16 protein-coding genes are annotated in these 25,729 nt (G+C 39.1%); 12 read left to right on the top strand and 4 right to left on the bottom strand.

Annotated elements, in window-relative coordinates:
- Window positions 1-16 precede the first annotated feature (16 nt).
- On the bottom strand, window positions 17-1,324 hold the full coding sequence (hflX, locus tag HZB59_11645; protein ID MBI5022079.1) for a GTPase HflX: 1,308 nt from the start codon (window positions 1,322-1,324) through the stop codon (window positions 17-19).
- Window positions 1,321-3,510: a BatA domain-containing protein gene (locus tag HZB59_11650; GenBank protein ID MBI5022080.1), complete on the bottom strand. Its 2,190-nt coding sequence runs from the start codon at window positions 3,508-3,510 to the stop codon at window positions 1,321-1,323. The genes hflX and HZB59_11650 overlap by 4 nt, the downstream gene beginning before the upstream one ends.
- A 300-nt stretch (window positions 3,511-3,810) precedes the next feature.
- On the opposite strand from HZB59_11650, the gene HZB59_11655 reads away from it, so the two are divergent.
- Complete coding sequence (locus HZB59_11655; protein ID MBI5022081.1) at window positions 3,811-4,812, top strand: site-specific integrase; 1,002 nt, start codon at window positions 3,811-3,813, stop codon at window positions 4,810-4,812.
- 198 nt (window positions 4,813-5,010) lie between these two features.
- Here HZB59_11655 and HZB59_11660 read toward each other — a convergent pair whose 3' ends face one another.
- Together HZB59_11660 and HZB59_11665 are read right to left on the bottom strand one after the other, a co-directional pair.
- The gene (locus HZB59_11660; protein MBI5022082.1) at window positions 5,011-5,871 is read right to left on the bottom strand and encodes a zf-HC2 domain-containing protein; all 861 of its coding nucleotides are present in this window, start codon (window positions 5,869-5,871) and stop codon (window positions 5,011-5,013) included.
- Between the two features lie 58 nt (window positions 5,872-5,929).
- A complete protein-coding gene (locus HZB59_11665; protein ID MBI5022083.1) occupies window positions 5,930-6,568 on the bottom strand; it encodes a sigma-70 family RNA polymerase sigma factor in 639 nt (212 codons plus the stop codon).
- Window positions 6,569-6,787: 219 nt separating this feature from the next.
- Here HZB59_11665 and HZB59_11670 point away from each other — a divergent pair, with 219 nt between their 5' ends.
- The 11 genes from HZB59_11670 (at window position 6,788) to HZB59_11720 (ending at window position 25,711) form a co-directional block, all read left to right on the top strand.
- Window positions 6,788-9,406, top strand: a complete 2,619-nt coding sequence (locus HZB59_11670; protein ID MBI5022084.1) for a CHAT domain-containing protein — start codon at window positions 6,788-6,790, stop codon at window positions 9,404-9,406.
- Between the two features lie 181 nt (window positions 9,407-9,587).
- A complete protein-coding gene (locus HZB59_11675; GenBank protein ID MBI5022085.1) occupies window positions 9,588-9,980 on the top strand; it encodes a hypothetical protein in 393 nt (130 codons plus the stop codon).
- A 75-nt stretch (window positions 9,981-10,055) separates the two neighbouring features.
- Window positions 10,056-10,421 (top strand): hypothetical protein, encoded by a 366-nt coding sequence (locus HZB59_11680; protein ID MBI5022086.1) that lies wholly within the window; start codon window positions 10,056-10,058, stop codon window positions 10,419-10,421.
- Window positions 10,422-10,635: 214 nt separating this feature from the next.
- Entirely contained in the window at window positions 10,636-11,298 is a 663-nt protein-coding gene (locus tag HZB59_11685) for a PKD domain-containing protein (protein ID MBI5022087.1), read from the top strand.
- Window positions 11,299-11,523: 225 nt separating this feature from the next.
- On the top strand, window positions 11,524-16,203 hold the full coding sequence (locus HZB59_11690; protein MBI5022088.1) for a T9SS type A sorting domain-containing protein: 4,680 nt from the start codon (window positions 11,524-11,526) through the stop codon (window positions 16,201-16,203).
- 285 nt (window positions 16,204-16,488) lie between these two features.
- Window positions 16,489-16,848: a zinc ribbon domain-containing protein gene (locus HZB59_11695; GenBank protein ID MBI5022089.1), complete on the top strand. Its 360-nt coding sequence runs from the start codon at window positions 16,489-16,491 to the stop codon at window positions 16,846-16,848.
- A 92-nt stretch (window positions 16,849-16,940) separates the two neighbouring features.
- The gene (locus HZB59_11700; protein MBI5022090.1) at window positions 16,941-17,735 is read left to right on the top strand and encodes a GNAT family N-acetyltransferase; all 795 of its coding nucleotides are present in this window, start codon (window positions 16,941-16,943) and stop codon (window positions 17,733-17,735) included.
- Window positions 17,736-17,811: 76 nt separating this feature from the next.
- Complete coding sequence (locus HZB59_11705; GenBank protein MBI5022091.1) at window positions 17,812-18,651, top strand: GNAT family N-acetyltransferase; 840 nt, start codon at window positions 17,812-17,814, stop codon at window positions 18,649-18,651.
- A 71-nt stretch (window positions 18,652-18,722) separates the two neighbouring features.
- Entirely contained in the window at window positions 18,723-19,370 is a 648-nt protein-coding gene (locus tag HZB59_11710) for an isoprenylcysteine carboxylmethyltransferase family protein (protein MBI5022092.1), read from the top strand.
- Between the two features lie 22 nt (window positions 19,371-19,392).
- Window positions 19,393-19,539 carry a hypothetical protein gene (locus HZB59_11715; protein ID MBI5022093.1) on the top strand — a complete coding sequence of 49 codons (147 nt, stop codon included), beginning with the start codon at window positions 19,393-19,395 and terminating at the stop codon, window positions 19,537-19,539.
- A gap of 250 nt (window positions 19,540-19,789) precedes the next feature.
- Window positions 19,790-25,711 carry a T9SS type A sorting domain-containing protein gene (locus tag HZB59_11720; protein MBI5022094.1) on the top strand — a complete coding sequence of 1,974 codons (5,922 nt, stop codon included), beginning with the start codon at window positions 19,790-19,792 and terminating at the stop codon, window positions 25,709-25,711.
- The last annotated feature ends 18 nt before the right edge of the window (window positions 25,712-25,729 follow it).

Below are 25,729 nucleotides of genomic sequence, written 5' to 3' on the forward strand. Positions count from 1 at the left end.
ACCTTTTTATCCGTGGTTATTTTAAATTCATTACCGGCTTGACTTTTATTTGACTCTTGTTCATCAAAGAACGAAACCTATCGTGATTATTTTTGTTCACTCTGAATTCGATCGTAATTTTATTTCCGACATAAGTCGTTTTTTCTATCTCAGCAATTTCATGAAGTTTCGCAATTACTCGGTAATTATGATGTTCAAGCGTCAACTTGTATTCTTCGAAATTATCGTGAAGCAATTCGATGATAGCATTCTTCAAACCCGATATGTTTATACCGCGCTGTGCCGATATAAATATTGCGGGTGAATATTCTCTCGCATAATCATTGATAATTGTCCGATCGGGTAACCTATCGATTTTATTGAACACATAAATCATCGGACGATCTGTTATCCCCAAATTGGACAGCGTTTCGTTTACAACCTCAATTTGATCTTTACACTGTGGATGCGATGTATCAATTACATGCAACAAAATATCGGCTTCGATTGTCTCTGCCAAAGTGCTTTTAAAAGAGGCGATAAGATGTGCGGGTAATTTCCTTATGAACCCGACTGTATCTGAGATAAGCACCGAAATTTTCGGTGTCAACTCAACTTTTCGCACAGTCGTATCAAGTGTTGCAAACAGCCGGTCCTCCACGAGAACATCAGCCCCCGATAACAATTTCAATATAGTGGATTTGCCCGCGTTTGTGTATCCTACTAATGCTAACCGCGTATGTTCTTCGCGCCCTTTTCTCTGTACATCTCTTTCATTGGAAATCTCAACCAACTTTTGCTTTAAATGGCTTATGCGTGTTCGAATAGCACGCCGGTCCGTTTCGATTTGGGTCTCACCCGGACCTTTTGTACCAACTCCGCCATATTGTTTCGAAAGGTGAGTCCATTGCCGGGTAAGACGTGGCAACATATATTGAAGTTGTGCCAATTCGACTTGTGTCATTGCCTCTTTCGTCTTCGCTCTTTTCGCGAATATGTCGAGTATGATTCCGCTCCGGTCGAGTATCTTGCATTTGATTATCTTCTCTAGATTTCTTACCTGCACCGGTGATAAATCATCATCGAATATCACCGAATCGATTTTATTATCTTCAACGTAGCGGCCGATTTCCAAAACTTTCCCCGATCCGATGTATGTCGCGGAATCTATTCTTTCTCTCTCTTGTGTAATTTTCTCGACTATGCTAATCCCGGCAGTGTCGGCAAGAAGAATCAGTTCATCGAGATGTTCTGCAACCATATCTCTCCTTAGAATTTTTGGAATAATCCCGACGACAATACCTTTCTCTTCACGTTTGGTTTCAACTAATTTTTTTAAACTCATATATTCTGTCCACTTTGTGCAATAGATTTACGATTGTCACGGGCGATAATCATCTCTGCGATTGCCAGCAGAAGTGCTATAATTATAAAATATTTCCATAACTCAGAACCAAAGCGCGCTTCGAGAATTTGTTTGTACCTCTCACCGTGCTCACCTACATTAGTAAGTATTAACGGTTCAACGCCGAATTGTGAAAAATATTTTTGCAGGTTATCCTCTGTTATCGTTCTGGTATCCGATTCTGAACTGTTTATATTCACGGGAAATGAATGCAAGCAAGATCGGTCTGAAAAAATCTGATAATTACCAGGGATATCTACTTTCCTTATCACGAATTTAGTCTCATACGGTCTGTTCTTACTCTCTGCTGTCGCTGATGACGGTTTCAGTGGTTCTTGAACACCATCGGGAAGTAAGAGTCGATAACTCATTTTGCGTTCGGAGATGGAAGAATCTTGGGAAATATTTTTTATCGCGACACTCGGCTGATCACCTGTTATGAAGTTGAATATCCGCTGGCTTGAGGAGGATGCATATAAAGTTGTACGATGCAGAAGAGGGGCGAATATTCCTTTTATTGGAAAATCCGACCAATCTAATGACGGAGAAACTGAGAATAAAAATATTTTACCGCGTCCGGTGGAATATTGTGTGAGAAACGGAGAATTATCCGATAGCGTAATAATGGTTCTCGCTGCTGCATTCGGTTTAAAGGTCACCGTTTTATAAATCGATGGTGATTCAATCTGTTGATCCTTGATAGTCTTCTCATTCTTCTCGAACATTCCGATAAACAACGGATGATCGTAATCGATTTTGTTGAATGTAAGATTCACGGGAGTAGTTTTTGATCCAATAATATTTCCGATGGGGGAAATATTGAAGAGGTTTGAGATAGTGTTATTGAATCGTGCAATTTCAATTTTATCGTCAGGAAATATTATCAGTCCACCGCCATCGGTAACGAAATTTTTTAGAATGAGTAGCTGTTGTTCGGAAAATGTTTGAAGATTTGTGCAAATTATCGACTGGGTTCGGGATATTTCAGCCGATGTTAGTTTATTGTTCGACAAGAATTTCGCCGATATCGAGCGGTTTGCATTGCCCAACAGTGATGAAGCAAGCGCAAGTCGCGGAAGCCGGATCTCATTTTCGGAGTTTGCAATAAATGTCACGTCTAATATTTCTGGAATGTAAAAAGAAAAATACCTGATGTTGTCTTGAGAGATTGCATCATTCTCGATCTGGATATATCCGTTGTTAAAACCATTTTTCTTCGGGAGAACCGAAAACTCTGCTTTAGTTGTTCCATAACCATTGAGTGAAAGATTCTTTTGAGCGACTCGTTTACCATCGAGGTAAACACTAGCCAGAAGATTGGGTATTGCATGCTCATTAAAATTTTTAATCGAAGCCCGGATAATGATTGGTTTCGCAATCTCGAATATAGTGCTTGCAATTTCTATGCTATCGACGCAACAGTTGATCTGATCGGTCTGGCCTATAGGCATTAAAATTAATCTGGCGTTCATATCACCGAGCGAAAGATGCTTTTTCGTAATCGATTGAGTGTAGAGTGTGCTTTGATTATCCGAAATAATATAAATTTCTTTGTTTGCGTTATTGGATTGTGATAAAAATTTTGCCGATAATCGGATTGCATCATCAATAGGGCGTGTAATGTTTGATATTTTTGTTTCATCAATATATTTTCGAAGACGATTTATATCGTGCGTTGCCGATTCAATTGTCGCTTCCGGAAGTTCCGATAATCGGAGGAAATAAACTTCATCACCTTCCTTAATGATATTCGTTATACTCAATGCCGATTGTTTTGCTTGTGATAATAATTCTCCATTCGCGTCTCTTCGGGCCATACTGAATGAATCATCCAATATAATGATGATTGTTGATTGGGCATTTGTTCCGATTATCCCCCAAAAATAATTCCGCATCGCAGGTCTGGCAAATGCGAGTACAATAAAAATTATAATCAGAGTGCGGATAATCAGCAAGAGAATTTGTTTCAGTTTAAGACGTCTGATTTTTGTTTGTTGGAGTTCTTTTAAAAATGATAAAGTACTGAATTCAATTATTCTGAGTTTGCGAAGGTTAAGAAAGTGAAGAATAATGGGGACTGCGGCGGCAACCAATCCGAAAAGAAACAGGGGATTTAAAAAAGTCATTCTTGTAAAAAATATTCTCTTAAATATAATTTTTGAGATGTATACCAATAAGTGGAGAAAACATGAAAAAAGCAAGATTGCAAATTAACCATATTATCACTATATTTATGCACATTAATCGGGATGTAGCGCAGCCCGGCTAGCGCGCCTGCCTTGGGCATGGGGACAAAGAGATTGATTTCCATTTAATTCCGAACAATTCCCCTGAATATTCTTTTGTCACCTAACACTTCACCTAACACTTCACCTAACACTTCACCTAACACTTCTTCGATATTCCTGCAATCGAAAGGAGTAAACATGTCGTGCATTTTCCGAGAAAAAAAGAGCGGAATATATTACATCGTTTCTTCTAGTAATGGCAAAAGAATCTGGAAGTCCACCAAAACACGAGATAGAAAGAAAGCTCAGCAATTGTTTTCCAGTCACACTCCAATAAAAATAGAAACGAACCAACCCCAATTATTGTCACAATGCATAAAAGAGTATGTTTCTTTCGTAGAGACGACGTATGCCAGCAAAACATTAGAGATCTATAAAACCGCTCTAGATCATTTAATCACAAACACAGGAGATATTAGAGTCGATTCTATTACTTCCAGAAATATTGACCTTTATAAGGTTGTTCGCATGAAAGATGTCTCCCCGACCACTGTGAATATTGAACTCAGAGCTTTACGCACATTCTTCAATGTTCTAAAACGATGGGAGATTGTTGACAAAAATCCTTGTCAAGGTATAAAGCAAATAAGGATACCGGAACAGACCCCTTTATTTTTCAATGAAGAGCAACAAATGGATCTGATCAAGGCGATCTCAGAACGATGGCTTCAAGAGATCGTAATCTTTGCACTAATGACTGGGGCAAGGCGAGGTGAAATAATAAACCTCCAATGGAGTGATATAAACTTTGAGACTAAAACAATCACAATACAAAGTAGCTTGAGTTATCAGGTGAAGACGGGAAAGCTGAGGACTATACCAATGAATGAGACCGTCTACACTCTCCTCAAGGATAAGCCAGTAAAGGAAGGATTAGTATTCAAGGGGAAAAAAGGCAAGAAAGCTAATGATAATTTCGTAAGCGAGAAATTTCGGGAATTTGTCAGGAAGAATGGTTTTGACAAGCGACTTCATTTTCATTCGCTTCGACATTCTTTTGCGAGCGTGTTAGTAAAGAAAGGAGTATCATTGTTTCAAGTCCAAAGATTACTAGGTCACTCCTCCTCGAAAATCACGGAGGTCTATGCGCACTTACAAAGCTCTGATATGCATCAAGTTGTTGATGTCTTGAAATTATGAGACTCTAAGTAGCTCGAATACGCAATGTTTTGAACTACCTCGATTTGAGTTCGATTCTACACGTCCAGGTTTTAATGAAGTATTTGCAATAAGTTTTGCGATTTTTCTTAATCTTTGCTTTTTAAATCAAGTTGCTAATACTTTGATTTTGCTAGCTCGTATTATCAATCAAATTATTTACCAAATTTCTGAATAACTTCATTCAAATCTAATAATAAATGGGTAGTCATAAATTTTTTCTATTCCATTATCAAGTTTATCAAATATTCTCATTATAAATGGCCCATTTGTTCGGAAGATAGTACTCGATAAATTTATTTTCAGAAAAACCATTTCATTTGGTTTTTGTCCTGATGGGATAATGACATCGCTTAGCAAAGTCGTTTTCCCCGAATCTCCATCCAGCCGGTATGAATAGTTATTCGATGATGCTGAATCATAAGGAATCGAAATTATAAAATCTATAGCAGTGTCTTTGGCCGATATGGTATATTCGGCATACTGATCTTCATCTCCTCTATTCACTGATAAATATGATATTCTGATTTCACCAGTTCCTGTGGATGTTTTCATTAGGGAAGGTAAATAAAGAATACCAACTGTAATTATAATCAACGAAGCACTCACATATACCAACCTCATTGGCTTTTGCCAGAGAGATTTGAACAATTCACCAGAATGTTCAAAGAATTCGGTCGCACTATTTTCTAAAATCGAAATCATTTTTCTCACGAAACCATCTTTTGGATAATACTTTTTTAGGATTATTGCTTCATCCCTGCAAATATCACAAGTGGCTAAATGGTTTTCAATTCTTTTCCACTGATTACTATCTTCACTTAATTCACCATTAATATATAAGGCGATTTCATCTGTTGATGCGTGCTCTTTGTGCTTATTGTGAAGGATTGCAGCCGATTTCACTTTTCTCCAAAATGAAATTTCTTTCTTTAATTCTTCATTTAACCTGAGTTCTGCTTCAAACTCTTCTTTTTCTTCTTTACTTAATGTTCCTGCCAAATAGAAAGGAATAAGTTCAAATATCTCTTCTGTCTTCATGTCTTCTCATATTTTTGTTCTCGATTTTCATAGATCTAGTATATAGTCGCCAAATATTTTAAATGGTTACATCAAAAACTTCTTTAATTCTTTCTTTTATCTTACTTCTTTTTCGTGAAATAGTGGTTTTGACGTTAGGAATGCTCATTCCCATTTTTATAGCGATTTCTTCTCTCGGTAATTTGTCGATGAGGGCATAATTAAGTAATTCCTGATCTTGTTGACTGAATTCGCGCATAACCTGCTCGATCATTAATACGTTTTCGCGCAACTCAAGCTCTTCGTGCGGATTCAAGGATTCTTTGTCTTGAAATATTGCAGATGATCTATTTTGAGAATCATCATCATTCTCGCTATGCTCATCGTAATAAACGTCATTATAATGTTTCAAATATGAAATTTCTGATTTCCGCACGTCAAGCATTTTTTTAAGTGTTACGCCCCACACAAATGTTTCTAAACTCGATTCACCCCGGAATGTTTTTGAAATACATAAGGTCTTCCATAGTGCTTCCGATACAAGCGGTTCGACTATTTTTTTTATTGATTCAGTCGCGAGAAGGTTGACTTGCTTCAATTTATACGAATAAAAATTGAAACCTTCTTGAATCCATCCCACAACTTTTTTGTATGTTGTTGATGGTCCCTTTCGATCCAGGTATGCACAGAATTCGTTTATCAGTTCTATATCTCGCATAGTGATATTTAGCAATTGTCATTGTTTATTTCGACCACTAATATTATAAAATTGAGACATATTGTCAAATTACTTAATTCGCCTTCATTTAGTCGAAAATCTCCAATTGAAATGTTGATTTTTCACTTCTTTCACTGTATATTCTCTATATGATTTTGGCAATTTGAGAAAACATATTTAGCATGTAGATCTCATCATTATCATAATCTAGAATTAACCATGAACTATACTTATGACAAAATAATTAAGCCGTTCTACCATTTTGGATTGTTATGTTTCATAACAATCCTCCTGCAAAGTTGCAAGAATGATACTACTCTAAAATTAAGGTACGAAGCAATCCGACTTGATTCATTAGCACAAATTGAAGATTCATTAAGCAATTACCTTTCTGCAAAAAACTATTACAATTCTGCTTTGTCTATATATTTGAAAGTTGGCGATAGAACAAATAGCGCTGATATTTATTCAAATTTAGGATTTGTATATGCAAACTTAAATCAATTTGATTCTTCGAGAATATTTCACCACAAATCTCTCGAAACGCAAAAAATTCTTCATGACACATTATCAATGGCAGCATCCTATAACAATCTTGGCTACATTTATCAACAAATGAATCAATATGCTTTATCAAATTCTTATCTTGATTCATCACTTTACTTATTGAATATCCTTCATGACGATTCTAATTTTGTTAATCCTCTGACTACTAAAGGTTTAAATTTCTCTTTTCTAGGGCAATACGATAAAGCGTTGGAGATTCATTCAAACGCTTTGTATCTCTGGGGAAAATATAAAGACTCCTCAATATTAGCAGGAGTTTTAATGAATATAGGTTATGATTATTATAATCTGAAAGATTACAGCAATGCCTTGAATTCACTTGCGAGAGCATTGAATATCTCACGCATATTGGAATATGATGCATATATCGGATACGCGCAAGGATTGATTTCTCTGGTCCTGAATGCTCAGCAAAAATATTCAGATGCGGCAAAATATGCTGATTCAGCTCTTTCTATTTCTTTACGTCTCGGGCAGAAGCAAGATGAGGGTGCCGCATATTATAAACTTGGAATGATATTTTTGAATTCCGGGTATCCTGAAAAAGCAATCGACAATCTTAATAAAGCAGCGTTTATTTTTCGTAAGCTCGGAACACCGGAACGGGAAGGCATGGTCTATTATCAAATGATGCGTGCCTTCATCAAATCTCGCAAACCTTCAACGGCAATCATATATGGAAAGAGTGCTGTCAATATTCTCCAATTAATTAGAGCCAGCATTAAATCTCTTGATAAAGACCTGCAGCATGATTATCTCAGATCGAAAGAAAATGTCTACCGGGAACTTGCTGAGTTGTTGATAAAACAAAGTCGTTATCCCGAAGCGCAGCAAATAATGAATATGCTAAAAGAGGAAGAGTATTTTGAGTATATTCGCGGTGAAGCTCAGGATACTATATCACTTAACTTGCAAGCAGTTTTTTCTCAATTGGAAAATAATCAATCAGAGAATATTAATAATATATTAGATAGTCTAGCTTCCTATAGCTTGGAGTTTTATCAGCTTCGTACCAAATCTTTGCTAAATGATGAACAAAATAAAAGATATTATCTTTTGCTTGACAGGATTAGACGCTCAAATGAGAAATACAATATGTTTCTCGATGAATTGGAAGATAAATTATCCTCTTCTCCTGAGCAAATGCCCAAAATAAAAGATCTCAGAGAAACCGAAAACCTGGTTGAAGTCCTCAGAAAATTAGGACCCCGCACCGTTGCAATCTATACGATAATGGAAGAGTCAAAACTCAATTTAATTCTAATGACAGGTGAAGTAAATAAATGGAAAGGAGTCTCTGTCAGTTCAAACCTCCTTAATAAAGATATAGATTTATTTATATCTCAACTCCGCGATCCCAAACAAGATCCGGTTCCAATGGCGAAAAAGATGTACGATCTGATTATCAGACCATTTGAAGCAGATCTCAAACGGATGAATGCAGACGAAATTCTCTGGTCACTTGATGGTAAATTACGTTATGTTCCTATCTCCGCTCTCCATAATGGAAAAAATTTTATGGTTGATCTATATCGGAATATCATTATCATCCCAAGAAATATTGGGTGGCTTCTCGATAAAGAGCATAAACAATGGGAAATACTTGGATTTGGAGTCTCGAAACCCCACGGTGAATTCCGCTCGCTACCATCTGTGTATGATGAACTTGCCGGGATAGTAAAGGGCAAACATAATTCGACCGGAAACGGATTTATCCCCGGATATGTGAAACTTGATGAGAAATTCACGCTTAATACAATGCTGAGCGACCTAAGAAATCCTGCACCGATAGTCCATGTTGCAAGTCATTTCAAACTTGCACCCGGTGATTTCACAAATTCATTTTTATTGCTCGGAGACGGTTCAATTCTGACGATGCAAGAATTTAAGAATCTACCCAAAGTATTCTCAGGTGTCGATCTCTTCACTCTCTCTGCGTGCAATACTGCCATGGGAACTTCTGCAAACGGTGGGGAGGTTGAAAACTTTGCCACACTCGCGCAACGTCAGGGAGCAAAAGTTATCTTGGCTACTTTATGGCCCGTGCAGGATAATAGCACAGCCGAATTGATGAAACATTTTTATCGATTCAAATATGAAAATAATAAACTATCTATAGCAGAAGCTTTACAAAATGCTCAGCTATTCTTACTTAATGGCAATATTGCAAAATCAGAAAATCAATCCCAAAGCTCAGCAAATTCACTCCATCAGAAATACTCCCATCCATACTATTGGGCTCCGTTTATACTTATCGGGAATAGTCAATAGTTAATACGGCTACTTAGATTCTTTATTAGTGAAATAGTCTCGCTATTACTCTGAATTTCAGGGCTTGGTTGATAAAATCCTCCATCCACTTAAGCTTACATCTTCCTTGTTGTAACCTTTTATTGAAAGAAGCAACTATTGATTGTAATTCATAAATATTCAAAATTATAAGGAATAAAGTATGAAAGCAATCTTAAAATCTTCTTGTTCAAAAAGATTGAATCTCAATCACCCAGTGTGGATGTTTTGGATTTGCCTCTCGATAGTTATTAGCTCGGTGTTGCTTACTTCATGTGAAAAAGGTGTTGATTCTGGGGAATCTGCATGCGAGAAAGATAATACCGGATGCATTGAGGTTAGGAATATTTCCTCATTATATAAATTTGATGTTTGGCTGGATGGATCAAAAATATTTACCGTTAAACCCGGGCAGTCATCAAATAAGAGCACTGGTGTTGGTTCTCATGTCGTGTCGATTAAGTATTTCAATACAACGCGGGATGCATATAGCCCTTCGTATGTGAATGTATCTCAATGTCAGACCTGGTATCTAACATGCACACCTGTACAGTGAGATCATAGTAATGAATATACATATTAAACAAAATTTTAAATTAAACTCATTTTATTAATTCGAAAGGAATTTATAATGTCTAAAATATCTGTTATATCGATTGTTGTGTTCTCTGCTATAGTACTTGCAGGATGTTCTCATAAGTGGAAAGCCGAAATTTCGTCGAACACAAGTTGGCACGGTCAATTTGGAACAGGTTCAAAGAACAGTGGCAGTTCGAGGACGGTTGATGGATCCGGAAACCAAACAATTAATGTTAGTGACGATGTAAAAGCCTGGTGTTTTGTCCAAAAACAAACATCAGGAGGATACCTAAAGGTGCGATTGAAAGATGAAGGTGGTGGGTTGTTCGGAATAGCCGCAGGTGAAACAAGGGAAGCCGAAACAAATAGCCCATACGGTTCAGTTACGCTTGAATCGGATGCCGGTACCGGCAATTAAGAAAAATTGTTCAATAAATACCGAATGCCTGAGACAAATAATCCCAGGCATTTCTATTTGTCAAGCAGCATGTCGTATCCTATGTAACCTTTTATTCTCCGAGGCGACCATTAAAGGAACATAATTCAATTATTTTATCTTCTTACACTTCTTGAATATGCTTTGGAGAAATATGCAGGAAGTAAATCTAAAAATCTCCAAGAAGGATACCATTATGTTAAAACATTTGTCTTTTAAGATAGTTGATGCTAAACGCACTTTCGCATTAATTTTTCAATTCACAATTATCATCGCTATAGCAGTTATTGCGCTGAGTGGATGCAAAAAAAACAATCCATCAGAACCGACCGTCGGTTCAAAACAATCTCCCCCTGTTGCTGCTTTTGTTGCAAATCTGACATCGACGTATACTGGAGGAGCTATTAGATTCGAGGATCGCTCTACTGGTGAACCGACAGCTTGGGAGTGGTCATTCGGAGATGGTTCAACCTCGAATGAACAAAACCCGATACATGTATATTCAAAAACTGGTGCTTATACGGTTTCTTTGAATGTAAGTAACACTGGTGGGAGCAATGTGGTGACAAAGTTAAATTACATCAATATAGTTCAAATGTATGTTCAAGTTCGTCACGCATCAGCTTTGACAGGCAGTGTCTCAGTGTCTGTCAAAGGAGTAACTTACGAAATACAAAAAAACGGATATTGCCAAATTCCAGTGTCAAGTGGAGTAGATCTTACTATCTGGGAATGTATTTGGGTAAGCAACGCTTGGTCGTGTCGATGGGATGGTCCATACCATGTTTTTCCAAGTAGGAGGTATAGGGTTATTGATGCATCATCTGTTCGTTGGGATTTAACACTTGCATCGGACTAATGCCTACCTAAATTATCGACTCTTAAAATACTATTTAGAAGCCCTCTGCTACGAGGGCTTTTTTGTTTCTGTAACCTTTTCCTACACCAAAAGACTATTAAATGAAACTAATAATTCATCTAATTCTAAAATTCAAATACCACGGATGAGCAGCGATGACAATTCTGTTGGTAGCATCAATTCATCGCAGAGGATAATTATATGTATAGATTTAAATCATTTAAAATGAAATGTATACAAAGCAAAATGTTCAGCATTTTGGTGTTGGTAATTTTGTTTAATGCAATTTTTTTAACCGATGGATTTTGTCAAACAACTAATCAAATTCCTTGCACGGGGGAATACCGTTGGCTTAATGTTTATCCGGATGGACCGGTTAGCTGGGGAGAGGACCAATTAGAAGTACAAGGTATAACTCACGATGATGCAAACTGGTATATTACCGCTACGGATCGTTCGGGGATGATTGATCAAGATATTGATAATTGCTATTTATGGAAAATTCCTGTGACTGAGGATCTAAACGAAAATGTTTTTACAAATCCCAATGTTACATCAGTAAATTTATATCAACTTTCTCCTTTGTGGAATGGCAATGATCCGTTGAGTGGTTATATCCATTGGGGAGATTTGGATCATTATCAATATGATGGTGTCGATTATCTGACTGTTCCAGTTACGAGTCCCAGTAAACCATCTCCGGCAATTATTATATTTCGTGCATCTAGTTTGACAATAGCTGGTATAGTGGTTCTTCCTGGTGAACCAGGTAAATCCCAGAAGGATATTGGTTGGTGTGCAGTCAATCCTAATTCGGGTGATCTTTATACTTCCAATGACAGCACGAGTATTGTGTTTCGTTATCAAATATCGTGGGGAAGGCTCAGGTCAACAGGATACCAGGCAACCCTACCTGTTTATTGGAAAGCAACATATCAATTAACTGATGGTATTTCAAATTCAGATTCTCTACTTGATATGCATAATATGCAGGGTGGAGAATTCACACCAAGCGGTGACTTTCTCTATCTCAGTAATGGACGTGGAAGTTGCAAGGGTCAGGGGGCATCTGATGCCGGTCATCCTAATGATGGAATTAACATTTTTGACACAGGTAATTGGGATACTAAAAGTTTTCGAAGGATCAAACATTCCGTCAATCGTTGCTATGAATCGCCTGGTGTATCCGATTGTGGTCATCCATGGACCGATTGTTTTGATCTAACATACGATTTTGGTTGTGGGGCATTCGAGTCTCATTCGGATCAGCCACAAGGTCTCACGATATGGGATATCGATAAAAAAGGAGCACCCAATATGTTTGGACAGCTACATGTCCTTGTTGCCAGTATAGGTCTTGGTGGTAATATGGCACAGTTACATCATTACAATTTTCCACTTTGCTTATCCAATACTATTGCTCCTTCAATATCACGTCAGCCTAGTGATGTGTCTGCCATCAAAGGAACGCCTGCAACTTTCAGTATTTCTGCCTCGGGAAGTCGAATCCGATTCCAATGGCAAAAAGACGGTGTCAGTATATTTGGTGCAAATGAACCAACATATACTATAAAGTCTGTATGGGATTCAGACAATGGTACTACCTTCCGCTGTATTGTCTCAAACTGTACGGGAAGTGTTGTGAGTAATAGTGCCGTGTGCACTGTTCTCTTCCCGCCATCAATAACACTTCAACCCAAACGTGCGATTACAGTCCCTGCTGGTCAACCGGTCACATTCTATATCTCAGCATCCGGTGATCCGATACTGACATATCAATGGCAAAAAAATTGTGTAGATATTCCAGATGCAACCAGTCCGAGTTTCACCACACCGATGTCAGCAGTCTCCGATAGCGGCACTCGATACAGATGTATAGTAAAGAATCCGTATGGCACTGCGATTAGTAGCGAGTGTATACTGCGCGTAATTCCTCGAATCCCATCGACGAATCTAATTTTCAATTCAGGTTTTGAATCTGGAATTACTGATTGGTTTACTGCCGGCGATGTTCTTTTTGCATCCGCTGGGTATGAACAGGATAGCTCACTCTGCATTCCATTTAAACCGAATCAAACCAGATCATTATATCAGGAAAGTTTCGGTCTTGATCCATCGACTCAATACCGATTACGAGTAGCCGGGAAATCGTCGACAAATATTGACACGGTTCGAATTAAGATAATAAAAGATTCATCCCCATGGACGCTGTATTGTGATTCAATCACTATCGCAGTAACTCCAGAATGGCAATGTATTGATACGGTTCTTATGTCTAAGAATTTTAGTGGCATGATTGACAATAGCCGACTGATGATCGACTTTGGCGGTAATTCTCATGATCACTCGAAAATCGGTGATAGTCTATACTTCGATAATATCGAATTCACCCGCGTTGTTGATGGAACACCTTCCATCACTGTGCAACCGCAGGATCAATATATCATCGATGGATCATGGGCAACATTTTCCATCACTGCTACCTCTGCAACTCCGATGACCTATCAATGGTTGAAAAATGGATTCCCGATTGAGGGTGGTAACGGTTCGAGTGTGACACTCCCTCGTGCAGTTTTCGCCGATAGCGGTGCTCGCATTCGGTGCATCGTACGGAATGCAAGGGGTAGCACTTCAAGTAAAACGGTTATGATGCATGTGATTTCAGCGAATCTAATTCAAAATTCTGATTTCCAATTCGGTAAAATGCATTGGTTCCTCAGTGATACAGTCAATGGTGCATTTGATATTCACAATTTCGATCAAAATTTTGCCGCTGCTGTGAACGTTGTCCAAACAGGTAAGGATGTGCGATTATTCCAAAATAGATTCGGTTTGGGACCGGTTACGAAATTTCGGGTACGATTTCACGCAATGGCAGCTCATGAACGGGATACAGTTCAATTCTTTGTATCTTCTGAAAGTTCACCGAATGTTAAATATTCCGTTCCTTTCACCGTTATTCCGTTACGGAATGTTTGGCAACAATTTGATACAATCCTTACGACTACGAATCTTTTGAAAACTGTGGGCGATGCATGTATTAACTTTGCGTTCAAATTCGCATCTCACAGCACTGTGTATCTGGACGATGTCCGATGGGAGGTAATTGATAAGAGAATTCCATTTGTAACGCTACAACCGACAGATCAAAAGATATTTGAAGGGATGTCTGTTGCATTCGCTGCGAATGTTGTTGGGGTTCCGCCTATATCATATCAGTGGCTGAGAAATGACACCCCGATCACTGGTGAAACATCACCAAACCTCACTATGAACGCGCTCGATATTTCGGAGTCAGGAGCAAAATATCGCTGCATTTTGTCCAATCAGTACGGAAAAACCTCCACACGGTCTACTGCTTTAACAATAGTTGGAAACTTAGTGATTAATTCCGGATTTGAACAGGGGAAGATCGGGTGGAACAGCAGCGATTCGACGAAACTACTATTTTCCATGAGAGGTCCGGGATATCTGGGAAAATATGCAGTACAAATTGATGTCAACGATCCTTCAACCAAACCGACTTTTTATCAAAGTGGGATCCAGATCGAAAGCTATATGGCATACAACATCAGTTACTATGCGAGATCAGAAAAGGAATATGATACACTCGTGACATTCATTACAAGTGATACATCCTCACATGCAACATTCGTAGCTCCGATAAGATTCTACCTCGGAAAAGAATGGCGTAAGTATGATACAATCATCGTAACGAAGGATTGTTCTAATATGGTGACTGGTGCTATGCTTAATTTCTTAATACCGGGAAGCTCACATCGCAGAATTTATCTCGATGAGGTAACATTGAAACGTATAACAGGCGGAACTGCTCCGATCATTACGCGCAATCCTGTTGACCGAACAGTCACCGCAGGTGATCCTGCTACGTTCTCTATTCAGGTGATCGGTGAGGCACCACTCACGTATCACTGGCAGAAGAATGGCGTGGATATTCCGGGTGCAACTTCTCCAAGATATTCAATCCAATCCGCATCACGGAGCGATAGCGGCTCTATGTACAGGTGCTTGATTGTTAACGACTATGGAATGGTAGCAAGTGAACAGGCAAAACTCGCTGTTATTACTTCAGGAAGGATGAATGGCATTCAGGTTGTTGCGATTCAAGCCGGATGGAACATGGTCTCGGTTCCATTAACGGTTCCTGATTCCAGAAAATCAGAAATCTTCCCGATGGCAATGGGAGATGCGTATGGTTTTAATCAAATGTACGAAGTGTGTGATACGCTTCTGGCAGGGCGGGGATACTGGATTAAGTTCCCAACAACTCAGTCAATTACCATCTCGGGTTCTGTCCGCACATCCGATACTATATCAGTATCGAATGGGTGGAATCTAATCGGCTGCCCAAGCGATCCGGTTCGTGTCGAATCGATTCAATCGGAACCGGTTGGTCTTCTCACATCACAATTTTATAATTACAATGGGGAATATGTTGCTGCATCGACATTAGAACCCGGCAAAGGATATTGGGTCAAAATGATACAGCCGGGGAAACTGATTCTCAATAGTGCTTCACTCGATTCCAAAGCAATGATCAAAATATCGTCATCAGGTGAGGTTCCTCCACCTTCACCGGATGGATCGTTAGAACAGGACAACAAAGATGCTGGAATACCAAGTAAGTACGAGCTATCCCAGAATTATCCTAATCCTTTCAATCCGGTGACGACCATTAAGTATCAGTTACCGCAGGATGTTTTTGTCAGTCTGAAAGTATACAACATCCTTGGTGAGGAGGTTACAACTCTGGTATCCGGTGAGCAAACGGCAGGATACAAGTCGGTAGAGTTTGATGGCAGTATGCTTTCAACCGGAACATATATATACATGTTGAAAGCAGGAAATTATACCAACATTAAAAAATTGCTACTCCTAAAATAAACTGAAATAATTATACTTCGAAGCCCGGTCAAAGAGGGGATGATCGGGCTTTTTTGTTATGACTCTCAATATGTTAAAACGTATGTAACCTTTTTAATATCCATCCGACTATCCAATAACCTTAAGTAATTAGTTATTCGTGGATTAGTGAAAGCCCTCTTATTGAGGGCTTTTTTGTTCTCTAATACCTCCATAGAGTACGATTCTATACTGTAACCTTTTCCTTCTGTATGAGACTATACTGTAACAATAATTAACCCATACTCTCAAAGAAAGGTGACTCCGATGCAAGTTCAAGATCAAATCTTCGAAAATAATTCAATCAGCGAAGAACGCGAATACGAATGCTCCGATTGCGGAACATCAGTGCTTGAAAATGATAATGTATGCCCGCAATGTGGAGCAAGTTTAGAAGAGACAATATCTTTAGATGGAATTAACCATGATGAACGAAATAATAATCTTCAGCCTGAAGCAACTACAATTGATGGCTATGAAATCGGGGTTGGATTTCTGTGGCTCATTGGTGGAATCATCGTTACCGTGGTTACCTACAATATTGCCGCACCCGGCGGAAGCTATATTATTGCACTGGGTCCAATATTACACGGTGCTTTAAAGGTAATTAAGGGCTTATTCAGCTGATCTGAACACAACCGCACTACCTGTAACCTTTTCCTCAAACCATAGACTATCTACTTAGAAAACATTATTTAATCAACCGAAAAAGAACCAATATGCAAAAGACATACTACGAATTCCGACAACTCGAATCAACCAACGAATTAAAACAGTTCCTTTTGCTACGCTACAGTATTTATCGCGAGAGCCGATTGGCAATGTTTTCTCCCGAAAACGATTTAGGCATTGACCTTGATTGCTACGATGTTAATTCCGTTCACTTCGGTCTCTTTGAGCATTCCGACGGTATCTCGCGACCTGTTGGCTACATACGCATGATTACAGATCAACGCGGACCTTTTGCCAATGAGATAATAAGTATCGCAAGCGAATCACAGGAATTGTACAGGAAAGTAACAGATACACCAGCCGAGCCATTCCCGATCATTTCATACTGCCCTGATGGTCAGGTTATAAAAGAATTTTGTGAAAAGGTTCAATCGAGCGGAAAAAAAGTTGTTGAGGCAAGCCGATTTTCGTTAGATAAATCCATCAGGGGACATAAAATGGCAGATCATTTTCTCACGGCAATATCCGCCTCGTTTATTGTCCACGATGTCGAGTTTTCGTTAATGACTTGCCATCTGCTTCATAAAAGTTTCTATTCTGGTTTTGGATTCCGGCAGGTTGAAGGCACTGTAGATTACTACACAGAACTTTATAACTATCGCTTTTTTTGCCTTACTGGTTCAGCGGAATACTTACCGGATGCGGTGAAGGATAGAGTGCTTCAAATGGCAGAAGCATACGATACAACGGGTCGGATATGTTACTACCCCAATAATCCCGAACAGTTTTACGCGCCGCTCGATAGTTTTATTGAGAGCCGCCCGATATTCATGGCTGCATAGTTAGCCGTGTAACCTTTCTTCAGCCCGGTCGACAATTATATAGAAATTAACTAAAGAAACTATAAGGAATCATAAAATGCAAAACAAATACTACATCTTCCGAGAACCTAATAACTTCGACGAACTGAAGGCATTACTTCTTCTACGTTACCGCGTATTCCGCGAAAGCCGATTGGAAAAATTTGTTTCAGAGAATGAGGCTGGTATTGATCTTGATTGCTACGATCTTTACTCACACCACTTTGGATTGTACGAGCATGACGGCGACCGTTCCCGACCTGTTGGTTATATCCGTATGGTGACAGATCAGCCGGGAACATTTCGTGATGAGTTGTTTGATCATGCCAAATCGATTCCTTCTATCTATGAGAAAGTAAATCGAATACCGAAGGAACCATTTCCAGTAATGAACTATTGCCCGTATCGTAACGACATTCGAGAATACTATGCTAACATGAAGCTACAAGGGGAAAAACTTGTAGAAGCAGGAAGATTGTCATTAGACAATTCTGTTCGAGGGTTGAAAATTGCAACGAACTTTATCGCATTAATATTTGCATCATTCCTTGTTCATAATGTTGACAAGACTATCTTGGCATGTCGTCCAAATCATAAAAATATTTACAATTTATTTGGAGCGATCGTTTTTGACAGCACGATTGAATTTCAATGTGATGAAGCTGATAGCAGTGCACTTCTTCTTCTTGCAGCAATGAATTTGCCGGATTCGGTGAAAGAAAAAGTTTACAAGATGGCGGAAGTTTACAAAAAGTTCGGTCGTATATGTTACAATCCGTCCGAGCCGGAGAATTATTTACCTCCGCTCGGTGCATACATGAAGAGCAAGCCGGTGTTTGCACCAGCCGTAGAGTCCGTTCCCCTGAACGGACCAAAAACCCAAACCGTAGCCGCGTAACCTTTTATGTATCAAGTCGACTATTCTATGTAATCAATAATCAAACAATTTTAATTATAAAGGAACTCACAATGTCAAAACTCTTAAAAACCCTCGCCGTCCTGATCTTTTTATATGTTATTCCGCTACTTGGAAACATACCACTTCTATATAATCTTCGTATTGTTCTCCTAATGTTTACCGGTATTCTCATGTTCATATCCCAGCCCGAGTTAAAAATAAGCGAAGCAAAGGAAAAGAAAAATACCGACCGCAATTCCGTTTTTGTTATACTCCTTGCAGGCGGTTTAAGTCAGATACTTGCAATCATCGAGTGGGCATACTTCAAACCAGCACCGGCAATAATTGCAAATAATTTTCTGGTCGTTGCGGGTGTGGTTATGGTTGTTGGCGGGATGGCATTCCGGATCTGGGCTATTGAAACACTCAAAATGTTTTTCACATCAACAGTTCAAATAGTAAAAGGGCATAAGGTTATTCAACACGGTCCGTATAAAGTAGTTCGTCATCCAAGTTATCTCGGCTCAATGGTTGCAATCATCGGTAGCGCGTTAGTTCTTGAAGCTCCCATTTCCGCCGTCTTCGCTCTCTGCTCAATGATCTATGCTTATACGGTACGCGTCCGGGTCGAAGAAATTACTCTCGTTGCTGAATTGGGCGATGCCTACCGCGAATTTCAGAAGATAAGAAAATACAAAGTTATCCCGTTTGTCTGGTAAGAAAGAAGAAATGAGTATTAAAATGAAAAAGAAAAAAATGTTCCAAATGATAGTTCTATCGATAGCAATTGTTATGGTGACCGCCATATCCGCTGCGACAATCATTATCGCAGATATTGTATATCAGCCGGTGAGAGTGAATACAAACGTGTTGCCGTTTTGCAGGTGACGTAAACATTATTAAAATATTGGTGGTCGCAAAAAGGATTCTATTAGGTTACCACCTAAAAAGTAAGAAAATTGATATAAAATGTGCAGAATATTGTCAAAAATTCTCAATTAATACATATTAACCATTGACTTTATTTCAGTTTATATGGATATTTAATAAGCCATCAGGCATGTGAAACCAATCCGAATAGTTTGACCCTAATAATGATATTGAACATTGAATACTGAATTTCTATGATAAGTTGCTTATGAAAAATTTTATTACTGCTTTTTTGGTTGCCATTATATTTTTTCTAACCCCGAAGCTTGACGCTCAATCTAACGTTGCAAGCCAAGCAAGTTCAACTCCGCTTGAAACCGTACTTAATCCAGATGGTACATTGAATACATCCTCAGGTTTCCAGGTTAGTGTAGATCCAACCGGTTGGCGAATGATTACAGCTTCCGATGGCAAACCGCAATTTGTGCGTGAAGGATTGTCTGCACTAAGTGACCCTGCAGATATATTGTGGGACGATCGATTCGGTTTATCTTCAATTTCTGGTCCTGTCTATGCGATGGCGGTGAACGCCGCCGGTGAAATGTTTGTCGGCGGATCTTTTTTGACTGCCGGTGGAATAACAGTAAACAACATAGCAAAATGGAACGGGACAAATTGGTCGGCGTTAGGTACTGGTGTCTATTCTCTTGGTACGGTTTACGCAATTGCTGTGAATGGAAGTGATGTTTATGTTGGCGGTAGTTTTTCTACAGCAGGTGGTATTACTGTAAATAATATTGCAAAGTGGGATGGCAATAACTGGTCAGCTCTAGGCAGCGGCCTCAGTGATCAAGTAACTACGCTCACAGTAAGTAATACAAGTGTTTATGCAAATAATGGAGGGAAAAATACGAATTTTATAATAGAATGGAATGGCATTTCGTGGACTCAATTAGGAAATACATTCAATGATGAAATTTATACTATAAAAATTATTGGTACTGATATCTATGTCGGTGGGAAATTCACTCAAAATAATTCGGTTACAATTAATCATATTGCTAGGTGGAATGGCAGTGCATGGACAAGCCTGGCGACAGGGGTAAATGGAAATGTACATTCAATTGCTCTGAGTGGTGGGGATATATACGCTGGTGGCACATTCATATCGGCAAGCGGTGTCAGTGCAAACCGTATTGCGAAATGGGATGGCATAAATTGGTCTGCTCTTGGTAATGGTCTAAATAATCAGGTATCATCAATAATAGTTGATGGAAGTAATGTTATTGCCGGCGGAACGTTTACTTTTTCTGGTAGTAACATCATGAACCATGTTGCAAAATGGAACGGCACTTCATGGTCTGCCTATGGCAATGGGTTAGATAATAGTGTCTCTGCTTTGGTGATCAATAATCGTACTCTCTTTGCTGGAGGCTCATTTACAAATTATCTAAGTCATTGGTCCGGGAGTAAATGGTTGAATAGTTTAGCTTCCGACCTAAGCAGCCCAGTCTATGCGGTGGCATGTGATGGTGATAAGGTCTATGCGGGAGGTATATTTGTCACTGCCGGCGGTGATACTGTAAATGGAATTGCAAAATGGGATGGTTCCCAGTGGCAATCACTAGGAACTGGTGTAGACGTTTTTCATGGTAAAGCAATTAATACTATCGCAGTCAGTGGCTCGGATGTTTATGTCGGTGGTTTGTTTTCGGTGATTAGCGGTGTCTCTGCTAATAATATCGCAAAATGGAATGGATTAACTTGGTCAGCGCTAGGAACTGGTACTAATAGTGACGTAAATGCCATCGTTGTAAATGGCACTGATATTTACGTTGGTGGTCGGTTTAGTAACCAGGGAAGCCGCATAGCAAAGTGGAACGGTAGTGCATGGTCAGCATTGGGTGCAGGAGTAAGTGGTGATGTTTATGCAATTGCTCTTAATGATAGTGGTATCTATGTCGGAGGAGGTTTCAATCAGGCAGGTGGAAATCCCGCGAATAGAGTCGCTAAATGGAATGGAAGTGTATGGTCTCCTCTTGGCGTTGGAGTCGGAGGTACGGTCACTTCTCTAGCATCTAATGGAACTGATTTATATGTCGGCGGTGCTTTCACAAATGCCGGGGGTTCTTCTGCAAACCATATCGCAAAATGGAATGGCACAAGTTGGTCAACATTGGGTAATGGTTCGAACGATAATGTCATGTCTCTTACAGTAAGGAACGGTAACGTGTATGCAGGCGGAAGGTTCGTAATTTCTGTTGGTGATACTGCAAAAGGTATTTCGAAATGGGATGGATCAAACTGGTCGCGTTTGGGTAGCGGTGTTAATGGAACAGTAAATTCAATATCAACAAGCGGGAATAATATTTACCTAGGTGGTGCGTTTACACAAGCCGGAACAAAAGCATCGATGTACTTTGCCCGCTGGAATGAGCAACCCTCAACCGTTGTCATCCGAAAATTTGAAGATATTGATGGTAATTTTTCAACAAATACGGACAGAATTCCAAAGCAATGGGGACTCAAATTATACAGAAGTTATGTAAGCCCCTCAACATTGATTGGGAGTGCGTCCTCAGATTCAATTCTCATAGCAGATAGTCTAACAAGTGCAACCTACATCGCAGTTGAATGTGATAGCAATGGATGGGGGCATTTAGGAAAGATTATAGACGGCACTCCAATCTCAACTACTTCATCTCAAGATACATTCACGCTTGATCTCGGAACAACACACACAATTGATTTTATAAATTATCATAAAAGAATTGAAGTCAGAAAGTATGTTGATGATGACGGCGATTTTAACACAACGAATGACAGGAATCTAAAGAGTTGGAATATCAAATTATACAGAACCGTAATAAGTCCGGATTCCCTCGTGCAGGAATCATCTGGAAGTTCTTTGATATTCTACGATCCGCCTGTCGGTCAATACATCGCAGTCGAAAGTGATAGCGCCGGATGGGTGCATATTGGCAAAATTATTAATGATAGCAATGTCAAAGATTCTGTAAAATCAGATACATTAAGTTACACTGGTGATCAGGTATTCCGAATATCGTTCGTCAATTTCAATCCCAATACTCTTACGGTGAGAAAACATTCAGATAGAGATGGGCTGGTTCAGACAACCACTGATCGAACCTTGAAAAAATGGAATCTTACAGTTTATAAATCTTCAATCAGTCCTGCGAACATTGTACAATCGATTACATCGGCCGAAAGTTTGAAAATCAATAACCTTGGGAATGGAACATACATTATAGTAGAAGCCGATACAAATGGTTGGTACTCGCTTGGCAAAATAAAAAATGGACAAATGTTCGCCGGATCATTTAATAAAGATACGATAGTTTTCACTGGTGGCCAATTGATGGTTGTGGATTTTGTAAATACTCGACCAACACTTAAGATCCGGTCATTTAAAGATGGGGATGCCAACATTATGACTAAGAATGACTGGATTCCATTTCCTTGGACTATGACACTTTATAGGTTGCCTGAAGGTGATGTGGTATCACCTTCGATTTCAACACCCGAAAGTTTAGTGTTTTACAATCTTCCAGCACATAATTATCGCGCATATTCAAATGATAGCGATGCAATAGGATGGAGAATGATTGGACATATTAAAGATGATTCGTTAACTCCAAATACGGATAAAGATGTTTATATGACATTTTCAGGAACCGAATCGCATTTTATTGATTATATCCATGCTGCCCCAAGTCAAATCAGTATTCGGTGCATGCGAAACGATGAAGATACATTATACCAAAGTAATAATCGTACACCGAAAAAATGGTCTCTAAAATTGTATCGAGATTCAATATCAAGTCAGACTCTAATAAAAAGTGTCGATTCAACGCTCCTTTTAGTTGCAAACATAGGGGCCGGTACCTACTTTGCAGAAGAAGCGGATAGTACGCATTGGAGGCATCTAGGCACTATCATGCAAAAGGTCTCTAATGGTGCAGTAATATTTGAGAAAATGAATGGGGGAGCCCATAACTATGATTCCATAGTCCTCGGTCCAAATGAGACCTGGAACCTTGCATTTATAAACTTTGATTCCTCCCGCACAAAATATTGGGCTCCTAAAAATGACTGTGTTTGGAGCAATGGAAATAACTGGGAACCCGCCGGTGTGCCAACCTCTGAAGATCATATTATTGTCCCCGCAGGAGTTAAATGTCAACTGAATATTGATACATCTGTACATATTACCTCCATCACTGTAGCTTCAGGCGATACAGTTTATTTACTACCCAACAATAAATTTAATACCAGCTCCTACATCGAAGTGAATGGTTCTTGGGTTGTGCAGCCGACCGATACATCGTTAATTAAAGTTGGTGGGAATTGGTCTGTTAACAATTTTATTTCCGGACGCTCAACTGTTGTCTTCAACGGTTTAGATTCTCAAAATGTAAATGGTAATAGCGTGTCGTTTTATAAGATGAAGGTGGATTCTTTCGCTCATTTAAGAACTGAAAGCGGCTTTAAGGTAACTAATCAACTCTTACTAAATTCTAATATTTTTGCCGCAGGGGATACTATCGAAATACTTGATACAAGCTCTACAGCAATTAGCGGATCTGGAAAAATAATTGATGGCACACTCCAGCGTGCGGTCAGATATGGCTCAATAGCAAATTACAGGTTTGAAAGCGATAGCACCTATGTTAAATTTTCCGGCGATGGCACATATCCTGAGGGTGTTAAAATGACTACTTTTCCAAACGTTAATCCAATAGATTTCTCGCTCGGTTGGATAGAGATGAGTAGCAGAGTCGATACTCTCAATAACATTATTAAAATCGATGCCGTCCGCCCCAAATCGAAATGGGCAATTGGGATTCCCAAAATGCTTTCGAAATCAAAACATCTTATGTCGAATAGTACATTCGTTCGCCGTGTTTACGATCTTAACGAATTCGGACAGGGTGATGCCCTGGCGACATTATCATTTCGATATGATCAATCCGAAATTCCAACCGGTTCCGCCGAGAATACATTCGTACTTTATAAAGCCGTAGGAGATTATTATTCATCCAATATCAATTCCGGCTGGAATCTCGTATCACTTCCTGTTATTGTAGCAGATAATAGGGTAACATCATTATTTCCCTCTGCGATAAGTGAAGCATTTAAATATAATCCGTCGCTTGGCTATCGAGCAGTTGATAGCTTAGATATAGGTGTCGGTTATTGGCTAAAATTCCCAACGGATGATTATGTTGATTTGTTTGGGTTAGATGTAACTAAAGATACTATTCCGGTTGTAGAAGGTTGGAATATGATTGGTGGTTTGACCTCTCCTTTTGCTGTGGCGAATTTAATAACTCAGCCCGTAGACTTGATTTCAGGTAGTATATTCGGTTTTAATCATTCGTATGAAATTGTCGATACATTAAAACCGATGAAGGGATACTGGGTTAAATGCAAGCAAACTGGTGAAATAATTATAGATACTAGCAACCATATCCGAGTATTTAGGAAATCGGTCCTTCAAGAAAATATAAATGATTGTTCAAAGCTTATCATCACGGATGCAATCGGCAATGAGCAAACACTTTACATCAATCCATCTGCCAAAGATATAATTTCTGCTGAATACGAATTGCCACCGGTGCCGCCGACTGGAATTTTCGATGTCCGATTCGCTTCAGGAAAATTTTTGGAAACTATTTCAACGGATCAGGAATGCGGATTTTCTCTAATGTTACAAGCTTCATACTCTCCGGTTAAGATCCACTGGTCAACAGGTTCAATACATTTGAATCCGAAGCTTCGGACTGACGATAAAGAAATACTTCTCGAGTCAGGGAAAGACATATTTTTACAATCATCCGGTCAAAAAATATATTTGGTGTTTTCGAGAACGAATATTATGCCGCAAACATATTCATTGGAACAAAATATACCAAACCCATTCAACCCCACGACAACAATAAAATATCAGTTGCCGGCAGAAAGTCATGTTACACTTAAGATCTTTAATACTCTTGGTCAGGTTGTTGCAACATTAGTCGATGGGATTGAGTCTGCAGGATATAAATCGGCTGAGTGGGATGCTGTGAAAATGGCGAGTGGTGTCTATTTTTATCAGATTGAAGCTGTTAGTGTCGGGAATCATTCTCAAACTTTTTCGACAGCTAAGAAATTACTTTTATTGAAATAATCAATTTAGAAAAGGAAT

Source organism: Ignavibacteriales bacterium (genome assembly GCA_016214905.1).
Lineage (GTDB): Bacteria > Bacteroidota > Ignavibacteria > UBA10030 > SZUA-254 > PNNN01.